12 protein-coding genes and 1 pseudogene are annotated in these 18,612 nt (G+C 49.9%); 2 read left to right on the forward strand and 11 right to left on the reverse strand.

Annotated elements, in window-relative coordinates:
• Window positions 1–36: 36 nt before the first annotated feature.
• The 9 genes and pseudogenes from DQG23_RS07320 to sigK form a co-directional block, all read right to left on the reverse strand.
• On the reverse strand, window positions 37–1,704 hold the full coding sequence (locus tag DQG23_RS07320; protein ID WP_113030171.1) for an extracellular solute-binding protein: 1,668 nt from the start codon (window positions 1,702–1,704) through the stop codon (window positions 37–39).
• Window positions 1,705–1,831: 127 nt separating this feature from the next.
• A complete protein-coding gene (locus tag DQG23_RS07325) occupies window positions 1,832–2,602 on the reverse strand; it encodes an amidohydrolase family protein (RefSeq protein WP_113030172.1) in 771 nt (256 codons plus the stop codon).
• Window positions 2,599–3,375 (reverse strand): amidohydrolase family protein, encoded by a 777-nt coding sequence (locus tag DQG23_RS07330; protein WP_158560341.1) that lies wholly within the window; start codon window positions 3,373–3,375, stop codon window positions 2,599–2,601. Before DQG23_RS07330 ends, DQG23_RS07325 begins: the two co-directional genes overlap by 4 nt.
• 394 nt (window positions 3,376–3,769) lie before the next feature.
• Entirely contained in the window at window positions 3,770–7,819 is a 4,050-nt protein-coding gene (locus DQG23_RS07335) for an S-layer homology domain-containing protein (RefSeq protein ID WP_113030174.1), read from the reverse strand.
• Window positions 7,820–7,981: 162 nt separating this feature from the next.
• A complete protein-coding gene (locus DQG23_RS07340) occupies window positions 7,982–8,386 on the reverse strand; it encodes a sensor histidine kinase (protein WP_337589388.1) in 405 nt (134 codons plus the stop codon).
• 35 nt (window positions 8,387–8,421) lie between these two features.
• Window positions 8,422–8,691: pseudogene (locus tag DQG23_RS07345) on the reverse strand (phytanoyl-CoA dioxygenase family protein); the annotation flags it as partial.
• Window positions 8,692–8,848: 157 nt separating this feature from the next.
• Window positions 8,849–9,688: a tetratricopeptide repeat protein gene (locus tag DQG23_RS07350; protein ID WP_113030176.1), complete on the reverse strand. Its 840-nt coding sequence runs from the start codon at window positions 9,686–9,688 to the stop codon at window positions 8,849–8,851.
• An 80-nt stretch (window positions 9,689–9,768) separates the two neighbouring features.
• Window positions 9,769–10,422 carry a M48 family metallopeptidase gene (locus DQG23_RS07355; protein WP_113030464.1) on the reverse strand — a complete coding sequence of 218 codons (654 nt, stop codon included), beginning with the start codon at window positions 10,420–10,422 and terminating at the stop codon, window positions 9,769–9,771.
• 617 nt (window positions 10,423–11,039) lie between these two features.
• Window positions 11,040–11,741 (reverse strand): RNA polymerase sporulation sigma factor SigK, encoded by a 702-nt coding sequence (sigK, locus tag DQG23_RS07360; RefSeq protein ID WP_113030177.1) that lies wholly within the window; start codon window positions 11,739–11,741, stop codon window positions 11,040–11,042.
• 122 nt (window positions 11,742–11,863) lie between these two features.
• Between sigK and DQG23_RS07365 the strand changes: the two genes are divergently transcribed.
• Window positions 11,864–12,202, forward strand: coding sequence for a hypothetical protein (locus DQG23_RS07365; RefSeq protein WP_146762261.1), 339 nt, complete (start codon window positions 11,864–11,866; stop codon window positions 12,200–12,202).
• 70 nt (window positions 12,203–12,272) lie between these two features.
• Here the strand turns inward: DQG23_RS07365 and DQG23_RS07370 are convergent, their stop codons facing one another.
• Together DQG23_RS07370 and DQG23_RS07375 are read right to left on the reverse strand one after the other, a co-directional pair.
• A complete protein-coding gene (locus tag DQG23_RS07370) occupies window positions 12,273–13,715 on the reverse strand; it encodes a molybdopterin molybdotransferase MoeA (RefSeq protein ID WP_337589389.1) in 1,443 nt (480 codons plus the stop codon).
• Window positions 13,716–13,791: 76 nt separating this feature from the next.
• Window positions 13,792–17,142, reverse strand: coding sequence for a DUF4838 domain-containing protein (locus tag DQG23_RS07375; protein WP_113030179.1), 3,351 nt, complete (start codon window positions 17,140–17,142; stop codon window positions 13,792–13,794).
• 430 nt (window positions 17,143–17,572) lie between these two features.
• On the opposite strand from DQG23_RS07375, the gene DQG23_RS07380 reads away from it, so the two are divergent.
• Window positions 17,573–18,574, forward strand: a complete 1,002-nt coding sequence (locus DQG23_RS07380) for a DoxX family membrane protein (RefSeq protein WP_238177789.1) — start codon at window positions 17,573–17,575, stop codon at window positions 18,572–18,574.
• Window positions 18,575–18,612 lie beyond the last annotated feature (38 nt).

Raw genomic sequence — 18,612 nt, forward strand, 5'->3', positions numbered from 1 at the left:
TGATTAGCCATGCTTTTTCCGATACGTGCCGGTTTCCTACCAGCCTGCTTCCTTCACGCCGGCCTTCAGCAGCTCGTTTTTATGCTCCGTCAAATATTTGGTGTATTCGTCATAAATAAAACCGAATTTCTTCTGGAACTCCTGTACCCGCTGGTCGAACTCCTGCATCGTAATCTTGCCCATAATCGCTTCCACCGTCGCTTTGGATATAAACTTTACCTCGTCAGGACGCTTTTTGGCGGCTTCATCCGAAAGGACGATGAAATTGTCCAGCCCGATGCCCGTTTCCAGGGCTTGATCGTTCAGCATTTTCATGGCGCCGGACATGCGCTCCAGCTCTTTCGGATCCCTTACCATCTCGGCTTGCGCCTTCGTCACTTCCATACCGTCTGCGAATCCATAAACGAAAGCGAGGTGCAGCGACCATGACCTGCTTTTATCTGAAAGCTTCTCCGCGATCGGTACTCTTTTGCCGTCCTTTACGTTGTACGTCTCGCCTTCTTTGCCCCAAAAAATCGCTTCGTGAAGCTCGTCGGAGGCAAAGCCTTCTATCACCTTCCAGGCACGTTCGGGATCTTTCGATTTTGCGGAAATATAAACGCCGTGGCCTGCGATCGGCATCCAGCGGTATGGACGCGTATATTTCGCATCTTTTACGACGGAAGGATATGTCTTAAGCGGCGGCGCCCACAGCCATTCCTTCGTTTGATCCTCCGGCTTTTTCGCTACGCCGCTAGGGACGTATTGATCCGCCGAATTGTATTCCCACAGCACGTTTTTATTTTTGACCTTCTCGTAGTACTTGGCATTATCGTTGACGGCGAACTCTTTATCCACAATACCTTCGTCGTAAAGCTGCTTATACAGCTCGACTGCGGCGCGGTACTCCGGCAATGTAAATGTGCTGACCGCTTTGCCTCCGTCTACACGGTACGTATAGGGAGCCGCACCGAACATGTTAAAAATCGGAGTTCCGCCATAAGAGAGGGTGTAGTCGCCGCTGACGCGGTTGGACAAAATAATCGAGTCGGGCTCGGCTTTTTTCATTGTGCGCATCATATTGACCCATTCCTCAATCGTTTCAGGCCATTTGTTGTTGTTGTATTTCATAACCAGATCGTAGCGGGCGACAATGCCTGCGCCTTGCGGCGTGTTTTGCGATGCCATCGGAATACGCCAGTAATTGCCCGACACCTTGTCTTTCGCAAGCTCCATCATTTCCGGAGTCACGTATTTCTGCACCTGCGGCGAATTGTCGTAATACTTCTTCAAGTCGATAAAAGCGCCTTCTCTGGCTCGTTGGTCCGTCTCCTCAATGAACCAGGTATGCACAATGTCGGGCAATTGTCCCGAGGAGAGGAGCAGATTGAATTTGGTCTGAAAATCCTGATAACTGGGCACATCCATATCGAGATCGACGTTCGCATAATCTTCGACGATCCGTATAAACGGGTTATCGCTTGGATCCGTACCATCCGGATGCGGAATGCCCGAATCGCCCATAAACATCTTCAGCTTGGTACGCGGCTGATTGGCCTTCGCCGAAGCGTCAGCTGTCGGGGTCGCCCCCGGCGCAACCGTTTCCGTGTTTTTCTTAGAATCGTCGGCTCCCCCGCTGTTCGAGCAAGCCGCAATGACCGTTCCCATAAGCAATGTAAAAGTCAACGGCATGGAACGGAACCGTTTCGTTTTTCCTCCTGACATTTCATAACACCCTTTCGAAATAGTTATTATCAATAGCAAACAATGATAAGATTGTTTGTACCTATAACAAATTACGCATCATCCGATCAAATCGGCGATCGTTTTCATTCCTCAACTTATGGAGTGTCTACCGCCAATCAAGAAGCTTTGCAGCATTCCCGAATGCGACAGCATCGACGTCTTCCTGCGCGGCATCGGTTAATTTCAGCTTACCGACAGAAGCCTCCGGGATGTAAAACGGGCTGTGCGTAGCAAACAGCACTTTCTCGAACTTTTTATTTTCCTTCAACTTCTTGACGATATCGGGATCCTCCAGACTCGAAAGATCAATCCACACGTTGTCAAGCGATTGAAGCGCTTCGGGAACCTCATGTATGTACAGATTGCTTACGACGAAACGCTGCTCCGGAAAATAGGACATGGTTTTCACCGCTTGAACAATGTCGTTATCCTTCACCAGCATCAGCGGGTGCTGACCGCGCATATCCTCCACACGCATCTGGATTGAAATAATCAGCTTATGCCTTTCGGTAAGCTTGACGAGCTTCTCGAGCTGCTTCTCGTGAACCTCATACATGTGATAATTGGGCAGCAGCTTCACCATTTTTACCCGTTCATCGGCAACTGCCATAGCCGCATTCTCTTCCCAATTCGCATAGGACAGGTCGATAATCGGTACGGGAGAGAAAAAATCGTCCTTGACGGCTGACAGCAGCTCCTTGTTTGCCCGTAACGGATCCTGTTCCAGAATGGCTTCCGTGGGCGCCACGAAAGCTTTTGCAACATGTAAGGCTTGCAGCCGAACCCTAAGTTCGGTCAGTTTCGTAAACCGCTGCTTGGTAAACGGCCAATGTCCCGTCCAAACGGACAGATCGATCAGAGAAGCAGCGTTTCTCATTGCTCCGTCCCCTTTCGGAAAAATCTTTGCGCGTTGCCGTAGAGCACTTTCTCGCGCGCTTCCTTACTCATCTCAACCGATTCGATACGCGCGCGTTGTGTGGAGAAAGCGCGAATCGGATAGTCGGAGCCATACAGCACGCGATCCGGCCCAAGCTCTTCCAGCGCCCGCTGCACATATCCTTCTTCCGGCTGCGAGCCCGAAGTATCTATCGATACGTTCGGATATTTTTTAATATCCATAATTCCGCGAAGTTTGCTTCCCGTAAGATGCGCCATCAAAATTCGCAAATTCGGATGCTTCCGCGCCGCTACAGCGATATGGGAAGGATTCGATTCATAAGCGTAGTGCTCAACCGTTTTATACCAGGCGTGAAACAACAGCGGCAGATCGTGTCTCTCCAAAAAGCTGTAAATCGGCTCATATTTGTCATCATCGGCATACAGCGAAACATGAAATTTTGCTCCGACAAGAGGCCCTTTCATCATGTACCTCTCCATCAGATCAAGCGTAAAGTCATGCGGCAAAAGCGGACAAATGAATAACATAGGCAGAAAACGGCCGGGAAAGGCGGAAGCAATTTCCGAAAGCGTTTCCGCTTGAAACATCATTTCGTCCTTGCTCGGGTAAAAAGTACCCGTCCACTGCGGATCGGGCAAGAGACATGTCTGCGTAATGCCCGCCATATCCATATGGTGCAGCGTTTCTTCTACAAGCGGTCGCCACGGCTGTTTTTTAGAGAAAAACACGTGCAGGTGGCTGTCGATGATCAAGCTGCTCACTCCTATCTCGGGTCAATCCCTCGTTTTTTCGAAGCGGTATTCGGGCTGCGTCTGTGAAACATAGCCTCGCGTACATACATCCCCCTGTACATTCATTTATTTTTACCTTTTACTCCATCCCCTTCCCTTTGGATCATTACTTAAGAAACAGGAAGAACGCTTCCGTGTTTTCTATAGAATATATAATAGGTTTTGGATTTAAACGCAGCGCGACAAAAATGCGTTCGCTTCGGTCAAAATTTTACTAATTATTACTTCATCGCTAGGGTTGATGAACTTGGATATTGGCAATCGCTGGTTTACGCAATGAAAAAAAGAGCGGGAAGCTAGGAAACTTATCCCCTGCTTCTCGCTCTTTGGTTTGTTGTTTTTCATTGTGATTTCTTTAAGGTTGAACAAACCGGACACTTGCGTTTGTATCGGCCGGCATTCCGTTGATGCCGGTTATTTGCGATCCGGCTTTGAAACGAATTTCAGCCGATTCTCCCGGTTTGAGTATAAGACTCGGATTTAACCGAAATTGAACGGTTTGCGTATAATCTGTCGCCGCAGGCGGCACAACTTGCACATCGGAAGATGACGCCGTATAAGCGGAACCGTCAGCCAATACGAAGTCGAGCTGAAGATTCCGTGCCAGAGCATTCGAGTCCGCAAAGAAAACCGAATCTGTCTTCATATTTAACGATAGGGACCAAATACCGGTATCCCTTTGATAAGTGACATCAGTCACCGATAAGCGAGGAGCGGGCATGCTTATGCCTGCAAACATTCTCATGTAGTTTTCTTCGATGAATTTGTTGCCCGCTGCGTTAGGGATTCGGGCAATCCCTAATTTGTATATTTTTCCTGCTTCCAGGCTGCTGCCGATCGTAATGATGGCGGTATACTTCTTTTCGTCATACGCAACATCTCTTACATCCAAGTTGACAGGATTATCGTTGTAATCGAAAAACGTATAGGCATCCGCACTAATTACTTCCTCCGGTTTCATCGCTTCGGAATAAAAAACTTTGATCGAACGCTGGTCCAAAGCAATCGGAGTGGCAGTAATATTAGTATTTAGGAGGGAAACGGAGAAATTTTTATACCGGTTAGTTCCTTCCGCATTAAGGGAAACGAACCCCAATGGCGATATAACCGAATCGGGTCCGCCATCGATATAAAGATAATAAAGCAGCTTCGATCCGTCCAACCTTGAAGCCAGCTTGAAATCGTATGTGCCCTCGGCGACCCGGGATGCGGAAACCAGTTCGATTCTTCCTTGCTGTCCGTCCGAATCGGTAGATAGGTGCGCAAACGAAGGCAGGGCGATCACCGGTTGATTAAAAAATACTCGGATTGTGTTTGCATCGAGAGCTAGGACGCTTGATACCCCGATATCGAGCAGTTGCCGATCGGACGGCTGAAAAACGATTCCCGCGGAAGAAGACGATTGCAGCACCGAGGTGTCCACCGTACCGACAAAGGATCCATTATTTGCTTTTCCTGCAGAGAAAGCGCCTTTCTCTGGCATTCTTACTTTAAGCACATATTTATTGGAAGAATCGATGCCTGCTTTTCCTCCGGCAAAATCATGCTCGCCTGCGGCGTCGGAATAACCGAAGACGCCCGGAAGAAGAGTCCCTATCCCCGTTTCGCTATCTCCGTTCCAAATCGAGCTCCAACCCCCTCCGAAACCGACAGGACGATCAAACAGGACCATGAGCGTTTGATTATCCAAAGTGACAATGCTATTCAGCATAGGTCTCGAATCCATAGGGTCGCTAAAACTTGTAAAAGTAGCTCTAACGCCGTCAAATGACATCATGAGCCCCTGATCGGTTTCAAGATCTGAAACTTGAAGCATATAAATAAATCCTAATGTTAATGGAGGGAGCGTCAGCACGACCTGATTCGGATCTTCTCCCCTTCTCGCCTCCAAAGGCCTGCCAATCTCTGTAATCGTATAATGGCTCAAATCTGTCGCACTTGCCCCGACAGGCTGGTCAAATGTAACTGTAAGCTCATTCAGTCTATGGACGAATGCCGTTACGCTTGTAATCGGCTCACCCTCCGGCACTCCTTGAACGTCTGATTTGTTCCGATCGTTCACGGAATATATCGTATAGCCCGCCTTGTTTTTAACGTCGTTCACTTCGATTAGATACGATGCAAGCTCTTCTAATGGCGGGACCGTAAGGCTGACTATTTTCCCTTTAAAGGCAATATCAGCAATCGGAACGGATTGTTCCGTTTGTTTTTTGATCAAACGAAAAGAGCTTTTTTGAACGGTGGAAAGATCGATCGAATCATTAAAAAGAAGTTCAATATTCGTATTCGTTATAACCCTCGCTCTTTCAAGCAAGAAGGGATATACTCCGTTATGGCCGCCGAACAACTTTTCGCTGACAAACAACTGCTTACCGGAATCCGCAAATTCCATCCTTATATTATATAAGGCTCCGGACATAAAGCCCTCTTCGATAGTAAAAATAGCGCTGCGCAGCCTGGTCGATTCGTTAATTGAGAAATTGCCAAGATCGTCATCCTCATTAAGCAGATGGCCCTGATCAACATTCATTTCAATCGTCGGACTATATTGATTGACTTGAACAGCCATCCTGCTGAAAGCTCCTGCGGGCGGGACCGCGTCAAATATGACCAAAACTCGATGGTCATCCAGACTAAGAGCTGATTCGATAGATATTTTTTCAATAAAAGTGACCGTAAATGCTTCCGTCCCCGTTCCGCCGCGCCCATCGGAGTACGATATCGAGATTTCTGAGCTGCCGACTTCTCCGTTCCCGCGCAGGATCAGTTCATCTCTGTTCAGCGATGCGCTCACCACATTCGGATTCGAAGACCGGACGCTGCCGAACGAGATCGGATCCCCATCCGGATCGCGGAAATGATTCGTTAGCTTTAATGTCCAAGTTGTCTCATAGCCGTTGCCTTTAATGAAAAAGGCATCCGACAGCGAACCTGTCGGCGCATGATTTGTCGTGCCGTTTCCGCCGTTATTATTGCCTCCGTTGTTACCTCCGTTATTGCCGCCGCTGTTGTTTCCTCCCGTATTTCCTCCGTTATTCGTTCCTCCGCCCGGCGGAATAACCGCTCCTCCGGGAACCGCTCCCGTCTGCTGCGGCAGTGTCGCTCCCGTGCCTTCGCTCTTCCCAGGCTTCGTCTCAAATGTGGAGCCTTTGGCGCCTTCGTTCATGACGGCTTTTTCAATACGGCCTTGGCCTTTTACATTTACGGCTTCGTCGAGCTGCAGCTCCGCAATACCTGTGCTTTGGCCGGTCAAAACAGTCGTTTGCCCGGCTCCAGCTTCTACGCTCAATATGCCGGCACTGCCGTTCGTTATATCTAACTGAATGCCGGGAGCTCCGATCCGAACCTCGCGAAAGCTTCCTATAAGCGAAACATTGGAGCCGGCAGGCATTCCTTCCGGCAAATATACCGCTCCGAAGCCGTTTCCTGCACCGGTATCGCCGGATTGTTCGAGAATTGCAGCGGATAGCAGCCTAATGGTGGAGACTTTCGTCCCGCCCTCGGACACAATCCGCACCTGCCCGTCAGGTCTGTCCACAATGATATTTCCCAATACGGCATTTTGCAGATGAACGCTTCGCTCTCCTCCGCCAAATACATGCACGTCACCTTTAACAGTTACATTATTCAAGGTAACGTCCCCGTCCCCCACCTTTTTGGAAATGGTCAGATCGCCTAGTATCGTCATGTTCTCCAGAGTAACGGAAGCCGCATCGATCGTGACGTTATGATCGAGTGTCTGATTGGGATTGTCGTAGCCGTATGTCCCGCTCTTATTGTAAGTGTAGCCCCAAGCCTCAAGCGCCTTGTTCAGCGCAACTATGGACTCCGCTCTTGTAACGGGACGCTCGCCCTGAAAGGTTTGATCCGGGTATCCGTTCATGATGCCGAGCGCGCCGACATTTGCGACCCCAGCTACGGCCCATGACGGCAGCAGATCGCGATCCAAGTAGTCCGGCTCAGCAATGTTTCCTCGCGTTGGCAATAATCTTGATAGGATAACAGCCGCTTCCTGACGGCTGATCGATTGATTCGGTTTCGCCGTCCCATCCTCGTAGCCGCTTAAATAACCGGCCGCCGCGGCCCTGGCCAACGGTTCGTGGAACCAATCCTCTTTCGCAACATCCCGATAGGCTGGATCGGCAGCCGTTCGAAAGCCGAACGTACGGTTCACAAGTGCGGCAAACTCCACTCGGGTAATCGGCGCCTCCGGACGATAGCTTCCGTCTTCGTATCCCTTCACATACCCTTTTTCGGCCCAATTCGTAAACGTTGATTCCGACCAGTGGCCGGTTAAATCATTGGTTACCGATTGGTGCTGTTCCGCAGCAGCCGAAAATGACCCGAAAGAAATTTGGGCCAGCAAAACCGATGCAAGTATTTTTGATACAAGTCTCTTTTTCATCGAGTAAAGGGAATCCTCCTTTTATACGGACCTATTACTAGGTTTCCATAACAGGAAGTATTCGGTATATTTTTAGTTAATCCTGCTAATTAACAGTCATGCAATACGAATTTCTTCGCTTTATTAGCCCCTATCTATCCAATAATATCCATGAAGATCCCTTCACGCAGGCAGCCAGCCTGTCAAAAGCGCTCCTCCCTCCAGATGGTTGCTTACGGCAAGTTCGCCGCCATGTTTCCTTATGATCCGCTGCGAAATGGTCAAACCGAGCCCTGTTCCCCCGGTAGAACGGTTTCTGGAGTCTTCCCCGCGGTATAACGGCTCGAACACTCGCTGTAGCTCTTCAGGGGAGAAGCCCTGCCCCGTGTCGCGAATCGCAAAGTGGATGCGACCGTTGACGCGGTAACAATGAACCGAGATTTCGCCGCCCTCCGGCGTATGCCTGACGGCGTTATCGAGCAAATTGTTGAAGGCGCGCTCCAATAAGTCGGCATCGCCGCTGATGAAGCATTCACCTGCCAGTCGATCGGTTATGGAAATTCGTTTCCGGAGGATCTGCGGATTCACGCTATCTATCGACTTCCGAAGCATAGTCGCGATATCTAATCCGAAAATCCGTTCGCATGCGTTCCCGGAATTACCCTCATGCAGCCGTTCTCCTTGTTACTGCGGTCTAAGGCAAGCCAAACCGTAACAATGTTATCGAATTTATCGAGCCGTCCGTTCCAATATGCGGAATCCTCGTGCCAAGGAGTAGCCCGTCCTTTGTAGGCGTCTTTACAAATGAAGTGGCTGGACCAGAGACCGATATTCGGGCCGATGATCGGTTCAACCAGATCGAGCACTTCGTCGCTCAGCAAAAATTCGAGTAACCGTGGGTCGCGTCGATTTGCAGGTCCTTCGGGAAAGCCGGAATTTGATCGAGAAGGCTAACGAAACGATATTGCTTACTTGGGTCGAAATACTGCTTTAACGAAAAGGGCTGCCCTTAGTCACTCTCGCGACTTTTGGAACAGCCTCATCAATTGACTAGCGCTCGCAGGGTGCATGTCCATCCTCTACTTGACCTAACTCGCTAGCCAGTAACTCTATATCTTCTCTGGTCAAAGGCGTAATGAGCGCAAGTTCTTTCTCCAGCGCCTTTTCAATCTGCTCCCTCGCCTCTTGCTTTCGGCCGAGTTTTTGAAGCGTTCGCGCATAATAATAATAGGACTCCGCATGCTTCGGCGCTTTTGCCATCAGCTTCGTGTACATCTCATCCGCCTCGTCCAGCCGACCGAGCAAATAATAGTTTTGCGCCAAATTATCCATGATGGTCAGATCGTTGTCATTAAATGCATAGGCTTCGAGGTTGTACGCAAGAGCTTCTTCCAATTCGCCGTGCAAAATTTGGAAATAACCAAAATTCCCATAAACCAACGTGCTCTTAACCTCCTGCGCTACTTTCTCTAGGCTGGAGTATGCCTCATCACGTTTGTTCTGTAACCAGTACACAGTCGCTAAATTAATCTTTGCCTGCATGATCATATCTCTGGCTTTCGATTTGTGAAGGACCTCGTCGAACATGTTCTCGGCCTTACTAAGGTCCCCTATTTTCAACAACAAATAGCCATAACCTATCTGATGATTCGGCTGAATGGATTTCGTCCGATAGGCTTTTTCCATCAAATGTAGGGCTTTATCGCGATCCCCTCTCATATAGGCCAGATTCCCCCTTTGCGCATACAGGGCAGAACGATTGGTATAAACAAAGTAGCCTACTATCAACACCATCATGGCTACCCCTAACATCCGGTTATAAGTAAACGAAATCACAATAACCGCTAGCACAACGACGATTTTGAGCACACTTTTTAAAATTGGCGGCATGAATACAACTCTCCCTTTCAACACTATTAAGCTAAAATCATCGTATCAAATTCCTGTCGGCCATACTTGAAGCCGTTGTTTTATAACGTCATTGCATGTCCCTGCCGTGCCAAATACGCTTCCTTTTCCTTATAGTCCGGCATTATGCTGCCTACCCGCCGCCAAAATGATCGATCATGATTCATATGCAGAAGATGACAGAGTTCATGGATGATGACATAATCAATGACCTCAACGGGCGCCATCGCTAAGCGATAATTAAACGTTATTTTTTTATTCGAGTTGCAGCTCCCCCACCTGTTGACGGACTCGTCGATTTCCACGGTTTTGGGTTTTACTTTGAGCTCGGTTTGATAGATTTTTATGCGTTCTCCGATCACCTTCTTGCAGCTTGAGAAATAGAACTTTTTTAGATTGATTTTCAGCTGCTCTTCCGTTAACCCGTTCGTCTCGATGAGCTCATGTAAATGATAATATCTCCCTAGATGCAGGAATTTTCCGTTGTCGTGATACTCTCTTGTCTTAGGGGTTTCTCGAGCTTTGGCGATGGCATGCAATTTCTCTAAAATTACGGCCCCGTGCCGGGTCACAGCGCTTTTAATGATATCCTCACTTGTATCGTTAGGAGCTTTGACGGTTATGAAACCCGCTGAATCCATATGAATCGACAGCTTTTGCCTTCTTCCGTATTGAACGTCAAATTCAATTATTTGGTGATCGAATGCGATTTTCATAGTTATCATCGTTTCATGGTTATTTTTAATAGAAAAAGGGAATGAGTCAGGAACAAGGGTCGTCTCCGTAAATTCCCGCTCTCCCCATTGTATCATATCTTCGAAACAAAGATTTCCTCCTAGAAGCCCCCCCAGAAAGGCGTCATTCTGTTCATCCCCCAAGGTATCGTTCATTCGGATTCCAACTTCTCCAATAGTACATCTCAGATGACAATCGGTGAAATTTCTGAAGCCCGGTGCCAAAATGAAGACAAGGTAATGATGGATACCAGCAACATGCCTGCATTCGAACTGAAATACCATAAACGTTCCCCAAATGACTCCGACTTCCTTCAGATTCCGCCTCACGTCGGACCCCCTTGCCCTTGGCTAACGGTAGGCGCACCAGCCCCTCATTCGGGACTTCACTCTAAAGATGACGCCCATGCTGGACGTCACAAAGCCCCCCAAAAAAAACTATGCTTCGGGGGGCTGCCGGTGCTTCTGGATTTATTGGTGACTATATCCATAAACACATTTCTAAAAACGTCTCGAATACCGGATCGGTTTAGTTGATCCAGTCACTTTCTGCATTTGGTGTAATACGCTGCCATGGTATGTCACCAATTCCTTTAATTTTATTTTTTCACCTTGTAGAACTCGTGATACAGCTTCATGAGCGCCCGCTTCTCAATGCGCGACACGTACGAGCGGCTTATGCCGAGCTCCTTCGCGATCTCACGCTGCGTTCGTTCCTCTCCCCCATGATCTAGACCAAATCGCCCTCGTATAACTTCCTGCTCCCGGTCGTCGAGTATGTCCAGATGGGCGTATATTTTGCTTTTCTCGATCTTCAGCTGCACCTTCTCCGCCACATCGTCCGCTTCCGTTCCGAGGATATCGATAAGAGTAATTTCGTTGCCTTCCTTATCGGTTCCGATCGGATCGTGCAGCGACACGTCTTTGCGCGATTTTTTGAGGGAGCGGAGATGCATAAGGATTTCGTTCTCTATGCAGCGTGCAGCAAACGTAGCCAGCTTCGTCCCCTTATCCGGCGAGAATGACTCGATCGCTTTGATCAAGCCGATTGTGCCGATCGAAATAAGATCCTCCAAATCTTCCCCGGTATTGTCAAACTTCTTGACGATATGGGCAACCAGTCTCAGATTGTGTTCGATGAGCAAGTTTCGGGAAACCTGATCGCCCTCGGCCATCCGTTTCAGGTGCTTCATTTCTTCTTCCTCGGCAAGCGGCTGCGGGAATGCATTATTTTTGACATAGGAAACGAGCAAGGATATTTGTTTAATGAACAATGCGATAGCGGCAAAAAATCCAGGCATTGATGAACCACCTCCAGACGTTCTGTTCCCACCGAAAATTAGAAACAAGACTGTTACATTGTATGTGGGCAACGGCCTATCCGTGCCTGTTCTACTAACAAAAAAACACCGAGTACTCTCCGATGGAAAACTCAATGCTTGATTACGTTCAGATTCTGTTGCCTCGTCAACATGATCGAATTTTGATAGAATGGCATTATCTATCATGTTTGGAGGGAGTAGTCATCGAGCAGTTATTGAATAGGATCTTAACCGAGCTTTCGGAGATTCAACGTACGGTGGCGACAAAACAGGACGTCGCTGAGATCATCGCCCTGCTGCAGTCTTACCATGCCGAGAACATAGCCGCTGATGAGAAGCTGCTCGAAGGGATTCGAACCACTAACGATCGTCTGGATTTCCAACGTGAAAGGCTTATCAGAGCAGAAGAAGAGCTTTACCTCCTGGCCAGAAAGCAGTAAAGACTCTCAGTGCCGACAAGCGCCGAGAGTCTTTTTTGTCTTTTTTGTCTTTTTTGTCTTTTTTGTCCCGTCACTCCGCCCATCCCAGCTTAATAATGTCTACCAGCTCGCCGGCTGACGTACCGCTTCCTCCCGGGGGTATGACAATCAAGCAATCGGAATCCTTGATTGAAAGCATGAGACTGGACCTGTCGGGGCCGGTCTGCTTAACAAGCAGCCTGCCATTTTCGACGTAGCTTTTGCCCCTTACGAATCTATGGTACGCGTTGACCTTCTGAAAGTCCTCGCCTAAGAATGCGGTCGCTTTCGGAGGGGTAACCTCCATTTTCCCTTGCATGCCCCAGAGTACGGGACGTACGAACAGCTCGAAGCCCACGAAGCAAGCCCCCGGATTCCCGGACAGCGCAAAAAGGAACTTTTCCTTCCACATCCCCGCAGTTGTCGGACTTCCCGGCCGCATCGTCACCTTGTTAAACAGCATCGTACCGTCCCAAGCGTCGAAAATATCAGCCATAATATCGTAATCGCCAACCGAAACCCCGCCTGTCGTGATGACAAAGTCGGAAGCAGCCATAGCTGCTGAAATTCGCCGCATTGCCAATTCCGCATCATCCGGAATCGATTCGTGAAGCTGAGGAATCCCCCCTGCATCTCTTACAAGCATAGCCAGCATATACGTATTGCTGTTCCGGATTTTGCCCGGCTCCAAAGGCGAATGAATATCCAGCAGCTCCGAGCCTGTCGAGAAAATAGCGACCCGCGGCCGTTTGAAAACGCTGAGCTCGCCGATCCCGAAAGCGGCTAAAAGCGCAGCTTCGCCGGCGTTTATTTTCGCCCCCTTTTCAAGGATGAGCTCGCCTGTCGTCACCTCGACGCCGATGGGAGCTACATTTTGGCCAGCCAGTATTTCCTTTTTGATCGAAATGAACGTTTTCCCGTCCCGTTCGAACGTTTCCGTCATTTCGAGCATAATCACCGCATCCGCTCCGTCCGGAACCATTGCTCCTGTCATAATTCGGGACGCCGTTTTTCCGTTCACAGCTTTTGCCGGCCGCGATCCGCACGGAATATTTTCGATCACTTCCAATGTAACCGGACTTTCCGGGCTTGCCCCCGCTGTCGCCTCCGCTTGAACGGCAAACCCGTCCATTCCCGAGCGGCGAAAATGCGGCATATCGTTAGCTGCGTGTACATCACAAGCCAGCCTTCTGCCAAAAGCATCCTCCAGACGGACGACTTCCGATTCGCCTAGTCGAACAAGCTCTATTATTTTCCGCTGCGCCTCTTCTACTTGAACGGCCTTTCGGCGAAAACGGTTTGGTTGATAAGAAGGTTCCATATGATCCTCCGAATTTTGCGTCACGCGCATGATGAACGGCTCCAGAACGTTTTCGCTTTCATCCCTGCGGATTCCTTCTGCACTCGGCACTTTCCTTATTTTCCACGCCGCGCGCTGCACGGTTATACGTCGGCTGGCCCCCCCCTGTACAGTAGGTCGAAACAAGCTGTACAAAAAAAGAGGCCGCCCCCGGTCTACTCGACCTAAGGACAGCCCCTTGGCAATACTTCATGCTAAAGGATGCGTCAAATCATGGAGCTTGGGGCGCGTCATCGGCGCGGATCAGCTCGATGTCGTCGAAATAAATCGTTTCGCCCCGGTTGAAATCTTTCATGTGCAGGAGCACCTGGGTTTTGGCCGTCTGCTTGCCGTTGTAGGTCGGCAGTACGTCAAACTCGAAGGACACCGTCGTCCATTTGCCGTTCGAGGTCGAGGCCTGCACGGTCGGTGACAATGCCGACGCGAGATGGGCTCCGTTCTGATCACGAATCGATAAATTCATCGTCAGCGTGCCTGCCGTCTGGGCTTGCGTCAAATAATGGAACACGCCCACATAATGCCCCGGCTGAATCGGCATATCTTGAACCGGCCCTCCGCCGCCAGCCGCATTTTGCGCCGGATAGAGCCCGTCAACGGTCAAGCTGCTCTGACCGCTCCTTTTCACCGTATCGGATCGCTTGAAGCCTTCGCCCCAGAACCACCATCCGTCCGGATTCGCTCCCGTCCACAACTCGAAAGACGAGTTTGTCAAAACCGGCGTATACCCGTCCAATCGCGGAACGGTTACGGCATTCGAACGAATCGAATCGACTCCTTGATAGCTTACTTCATATTGAACGGCTTGCTCCCAAGGCTGCCGCGGCAAAACCGGAACTGTCAGATAAGCCCTTTTCGTCGCATCATCCCATATGACGGAAGTCGGCGAAATCGTAACCGGCTCTCCCCCGCTCTGCTGCTGGATCGAAAAATCCGATACGGCCGGAATCTGCGCAGGCGCCCGGTTAAACGTTACGTCGATCGTGCCTTGACCGGCCTGCGCCGACGCCAGCAGCGGGATGTCGTTCGGATTGGCCGACTGGTACAGCTCAAAGTCGTCCAAATACATCGTGCCGCCTTCAAAAAAACCGTTGACGATCGCGGCCATCTGAATCTTTTTGACGGCTACGTCATTGACTCTTGCAGGAATCTTATCCATGATCTGAATCGTTTCCCATCTGCCAAGCGAATTCATGAACGGCTGCTGATCACTCCTGATCGTCGCAAGCTTCTCACCGTTCTCGTCCAGCAGGTTTAATTCCAGCCAAATGTCGCCGACCGTTTGCGTGTCCGGCGTGACATAATATTTAAGCCGCGTTATCGCGAGGCCCGGCTTCGCATCGACCGTCTGGTTGATGTCGCCGTAATAGAAGTCGTGCACATAAACGCTCGAGTTTCCTGTAGCCGGCATTTCTTCTTTACGTTCAAACTTGCCGAAATTTAAAATATTCGCATCCCAGTGCTTAGCGGTCACTTTACCGTTCGCCGGATCGCCAAGCTCTTCGAAGGACGCATTCAGGTTGACCGGGCCTTCATCCACCGCTTGAAGCAGCAGGTTTGCAAAAGCGGCTTCAGGTCCTCCGCTTCCTGCGAGTATCGCCGCTTGTTGCTTGACGGCACCTCCGGCGGCTTCGTTAGCTTTCATGTAATCGACAAGCCGCCAGAATGCGTTCGCGTTCAAGCCGGACCAGACCATTTTTTCCGTTCTCGCGTCCCAAGGATGAACAAGCAGCGGATCGCTGCGGAATTCGTCCAGCAGCGTCAAACGCTTCTGGGCGTATTGCATGCTCGTCTCATAATCGGCCGATTGCGCAAGCAATTCAAGCGCGGACGCCTCGTCGGCAAGCGGCGGAACCGCTCTCGGGTAGCTGAGCGCCGATGCTTCGTAATACTCGAACGCCCGAAGGAGCAGCTCCGCCCGCTTCTTCTGCGGCTCCGTTTGCGCCTTGGCGACGGCCGTCTCCAGCCATGTCCGGTTTTGCGCGATTTCCTCGTCCGTGACGATTGACAAGTAAGAGGCGGAGTTGTACATAAAATAAACGATATTTTTACGGCTTTGGAACCAGTCCGTCTGCTGAATGCGATTTTCCCAGAAATCATCCCAATGATCGAAGTAAGCTTTCAAATATGGCGCCGCTTCGGGACCGACCGCCCGGTCATACCATTCGTTAAGCAAGCTGTCTACATCCTGATTCGGATCCCACATCAGCTTGGCCAGCAGCCACGGCTTCGGCCCTTCGCCTATGTTCGGATTCAACTCTCCGAAGAAAGCGACGGCTCCATTCTCTTTGCCGTACTTGAGAACGTCGCCCATCAGGTGATTATAGGTCCGCGGAAGCGTGTACGGAGTTCCGTATATGTAATCATAGAACCCGACATGCGCAGCCTTTTGATTCCACGCATCGACGATAGCTTGATCTTTCGCGCGAACTGCGGCATCACTCCAGGACATCCTATCCTTCGTCAAATACGGAATGACACGCTCATGCAGCGGAAATGAAGGCGGATCGTACACTTCCTGATAAGCGAGAACGCCAAACCATTTATCCGGATATACCTCGAGTACTTTAGCGACAACTTTGTTCACCCATCCAAAATAAATATCCGACATGTCCGGCAAGCCGATCGAGTTTTTCTCGTCCGTATAGCCCGGATGATCCGGATACTGCTCGCAATAATTTCCGCTGTCGTTTACGGCAAGGGAAATGGCGGATTCGTTCGGATTTTGGCCAAACCACTGGATTACCCAGTCTGCAGCGATCTGCACGGTATCTTCATTGCTGTAGCAGGGCTGCCATCCCCAATAATGCGCAGGAATTTGCGGCACGCCGTCCTTGCGCGGATAATATTCCGGATGCGTGCTTAAATATTGGCCCGGCGGGAAAAAACGCCAAACGTTATGCTCCCATCCGCCGTTCTGATTGCGAAGCCTGTTGAACACGCCCCACTCATAGCGAACCGGATTGTTGCCGCCAACGTTCTCGTATTGAAGCGGATACATCATCCTCGACCAGTAGGCGGGTTCTTCCTTAACGGCCGTCCGGGGTACGGACAAATCGTTATGCTGCGGGACATCCTCCCCGTCGGCTCCCGGCATCAGCCAGCGAACGCCGACATAACGCTCCAAAAATTCGTATACCCCATACTCCGTTCCGATCGGGGTCGGGCCGATGATCGCGACCGTTTTGCCGTGCGGGCGGATCAGGAAGCCGTCCTCCCTCATTCCCTGAAGGTCGTTCAGCGCATGAGGATCGCCGCCGGTGCCGACATACCCTACGAATAGGAACCTTTTGCCGTGCTCGGCGCCTTTCAGCTCCGACTCTTTCTTAATAGGCAGTTGAACGCCCGTCGATTTTTTCACGTATTCAACCAAGGTGTCTGCCGCTTCGAGCGTTCGCTCATCGGCGTCGGCTGCAACAAGAACGATCGCTGAAGCTTTATTGTTCTCGACGATGGGAATCCCGTTTTCTTGACCGGACGGATTCGCATATACGGCCTGCGACAAAACGCCAAAAACCAATACGCATAACAACAATAATGACAGCGCTTTCTTATTCCTCGACAAACATTGTCACCTCTCCCAAAATAATAGTTGTAGGAAGCGTGCAAGCTGGTTTCCGGATGCGGGAAGAATCACCTCCCTTCGCCATCAAAAATATTATATATAATACATTATGTCGACTATTCTTCTATGTCAACAACTATATTAAACGACATAATTTTACATCTAATTTGATTTTCGACACTGCTATGAGACCAACCGACCAATGACCAACGGCGTGTTCCTTCATCCCAAAACCGGCAATAAAAAATCCCTCCTCGCTGCATTTATATTATGGATGACGATCATCAGGCCAGTCTGATAGAATACAAGAATAATATGGGAATGCTGACCTTCCGGACTATCCCGAGGTCCTGCCGTCCGACAGTACAACTGTAAAAAGAACTACTCGAGCGACAATATCTGCCATTGAAAAAAAGAGAGGGGCAATATTTTGAGAAAAGGAACGATCGTCGTATTTTCAGGTTTGGCCTGCCTTCTAGCTTTCCCGATCGGAGCTGAGGCGCATGTCAAGTGGTTCACGGATTTGCAGCCCGAGAAAGAATCGATGATGAACATTCTTTCTCCGCTTTTCATGGGCCTTGCGGTGTTTATAGCCGTCCTTCTGGCCGCACTGACCCAAGTACTGCCTGCGTTTAACCGTTGGGGCTTTGCCGTTAAGACCGACCGATGGCTTGATCAAATGCGCGTTTATTCCATGCTCATTCTGAAGTACGGGACAGCTGCGGCCTTGCTCATTCAAGTGCTGTCCGGTTCGCTTTTCGTTCCCGAGTTTCATGCAAAAACGGCTCTCGAAACGGCGGCGCTTTGGGCTGCGATCGTTTTTCTGCTTATCCCGCACCGTATCGCCTCGAAGCTGGGCGCACTCTTGATTCTTTTCTTGTTTGTCCGCGTGACGCTCGATGCCGGCTGGTTTCATATGCTTGACTACGGCTTTTATGTGGCCATTGCGATCGTATTGCTTTTGGAGAAAACAAAGGCGGAGCAGTGGGGATTTCCCTTTTTGTATCTCGGCACCGGATTGTCGCTTTGCTGGGTTGCGGTCGAAAAATGGGTGTTCCCGGAGATGGCGATCGATATTATCCGCAATCATGGCGTGCCGACGTTTGGCTTCGCCCCCGAACCATTCGTCGTAATGGCTGCTTTTATCGAGTTTGTCGTCGGTTATTTGCTCGTTGTCGGCATTTTGAACCGGCTGCTAGCCTTTGTCTTAACCGGCATTTTCGTCTCGACGACGATGCTGTTCGGCATGACGGAGCTTATCGGCCATTTTATGATCCATATCGTCCTCATTTTGTTCATTATCGAAGGAGTCAGCTTTTATAAACCGCCTGTCAAAATGCATCAAACGATGCTCGAGCAGATGGTTTTCGTATCGCTCAACTTCATTTTTGTGCTTGGCGCTTTCGTTCTGATTTATTACCGCTTTGCGTAATAGCCCCATTAAGATGATAAAAGCCGCTTGATCCAATG

The sequence above is a fragment of the Paenibacillus contaminans genome (genome assembly GCF_003285015.1).
Classification (GTDB): Bacteria; Bacillota; Bacilli; order Paenibacillales; family NBRC-103111; genus Paenibacillus_V; species Paenibacillus_V contaminans.

Excerpts from the sequence above, each read along its gene's own strand:
- DQG23_RS07335 (WP_113030174.1), bottom strand. The coding sequence starts at position 7,819 with ATGAAAAAGAGACTTGTATCAAAAATACTTGCATCGGTTTTGCTGGCC.
- DQG23_RS07350 (WP_113030176.1), bottom strand. The coding sequence starts at position 9,688 with ATGCCGCCAATTTTAAAAAGTGTGCTCAAAATCGTCGTTGTGCTAGCG.
- DQG23_RS07325 (WP_113030172.1), bottom strand. The coding sequence starts at position 2,602 with ATGAGAAACGCTGCTTCTCTGATCGATCTGTCCGTTTGGACGGGACAT.
- DQG23_RS07365 (WP_146762261.1), top strand. The coding sequence starts at position 11,864 with ATGGAAAACTCAATGCTTGATTACGTTCAGATTCTGTTGCCTCGTCAA.
- DQG23_RS07320 (WP_113030171.1), bottom strand. The coding sequence starts at position 1,704 with ATGTCAGGAGGAAAAACGAAACGGTTCCGTTCCATGCCGTTGACTTTT.
- DQG23_RS07355 (WP_113030464.1), bottom strand. The coding sequence starts at position 10,422 with ATGAAAATCGCATTCGATCACCAAATAATTGAATTTGACGTTCAATAC.
- sigK (WP_113030177.1), bottom strand. The coding sequence starts at position 11,741 with ATGCCTGGATTTTTTGCCGCTATCGCATTGTTCATTAAACAAATATCC.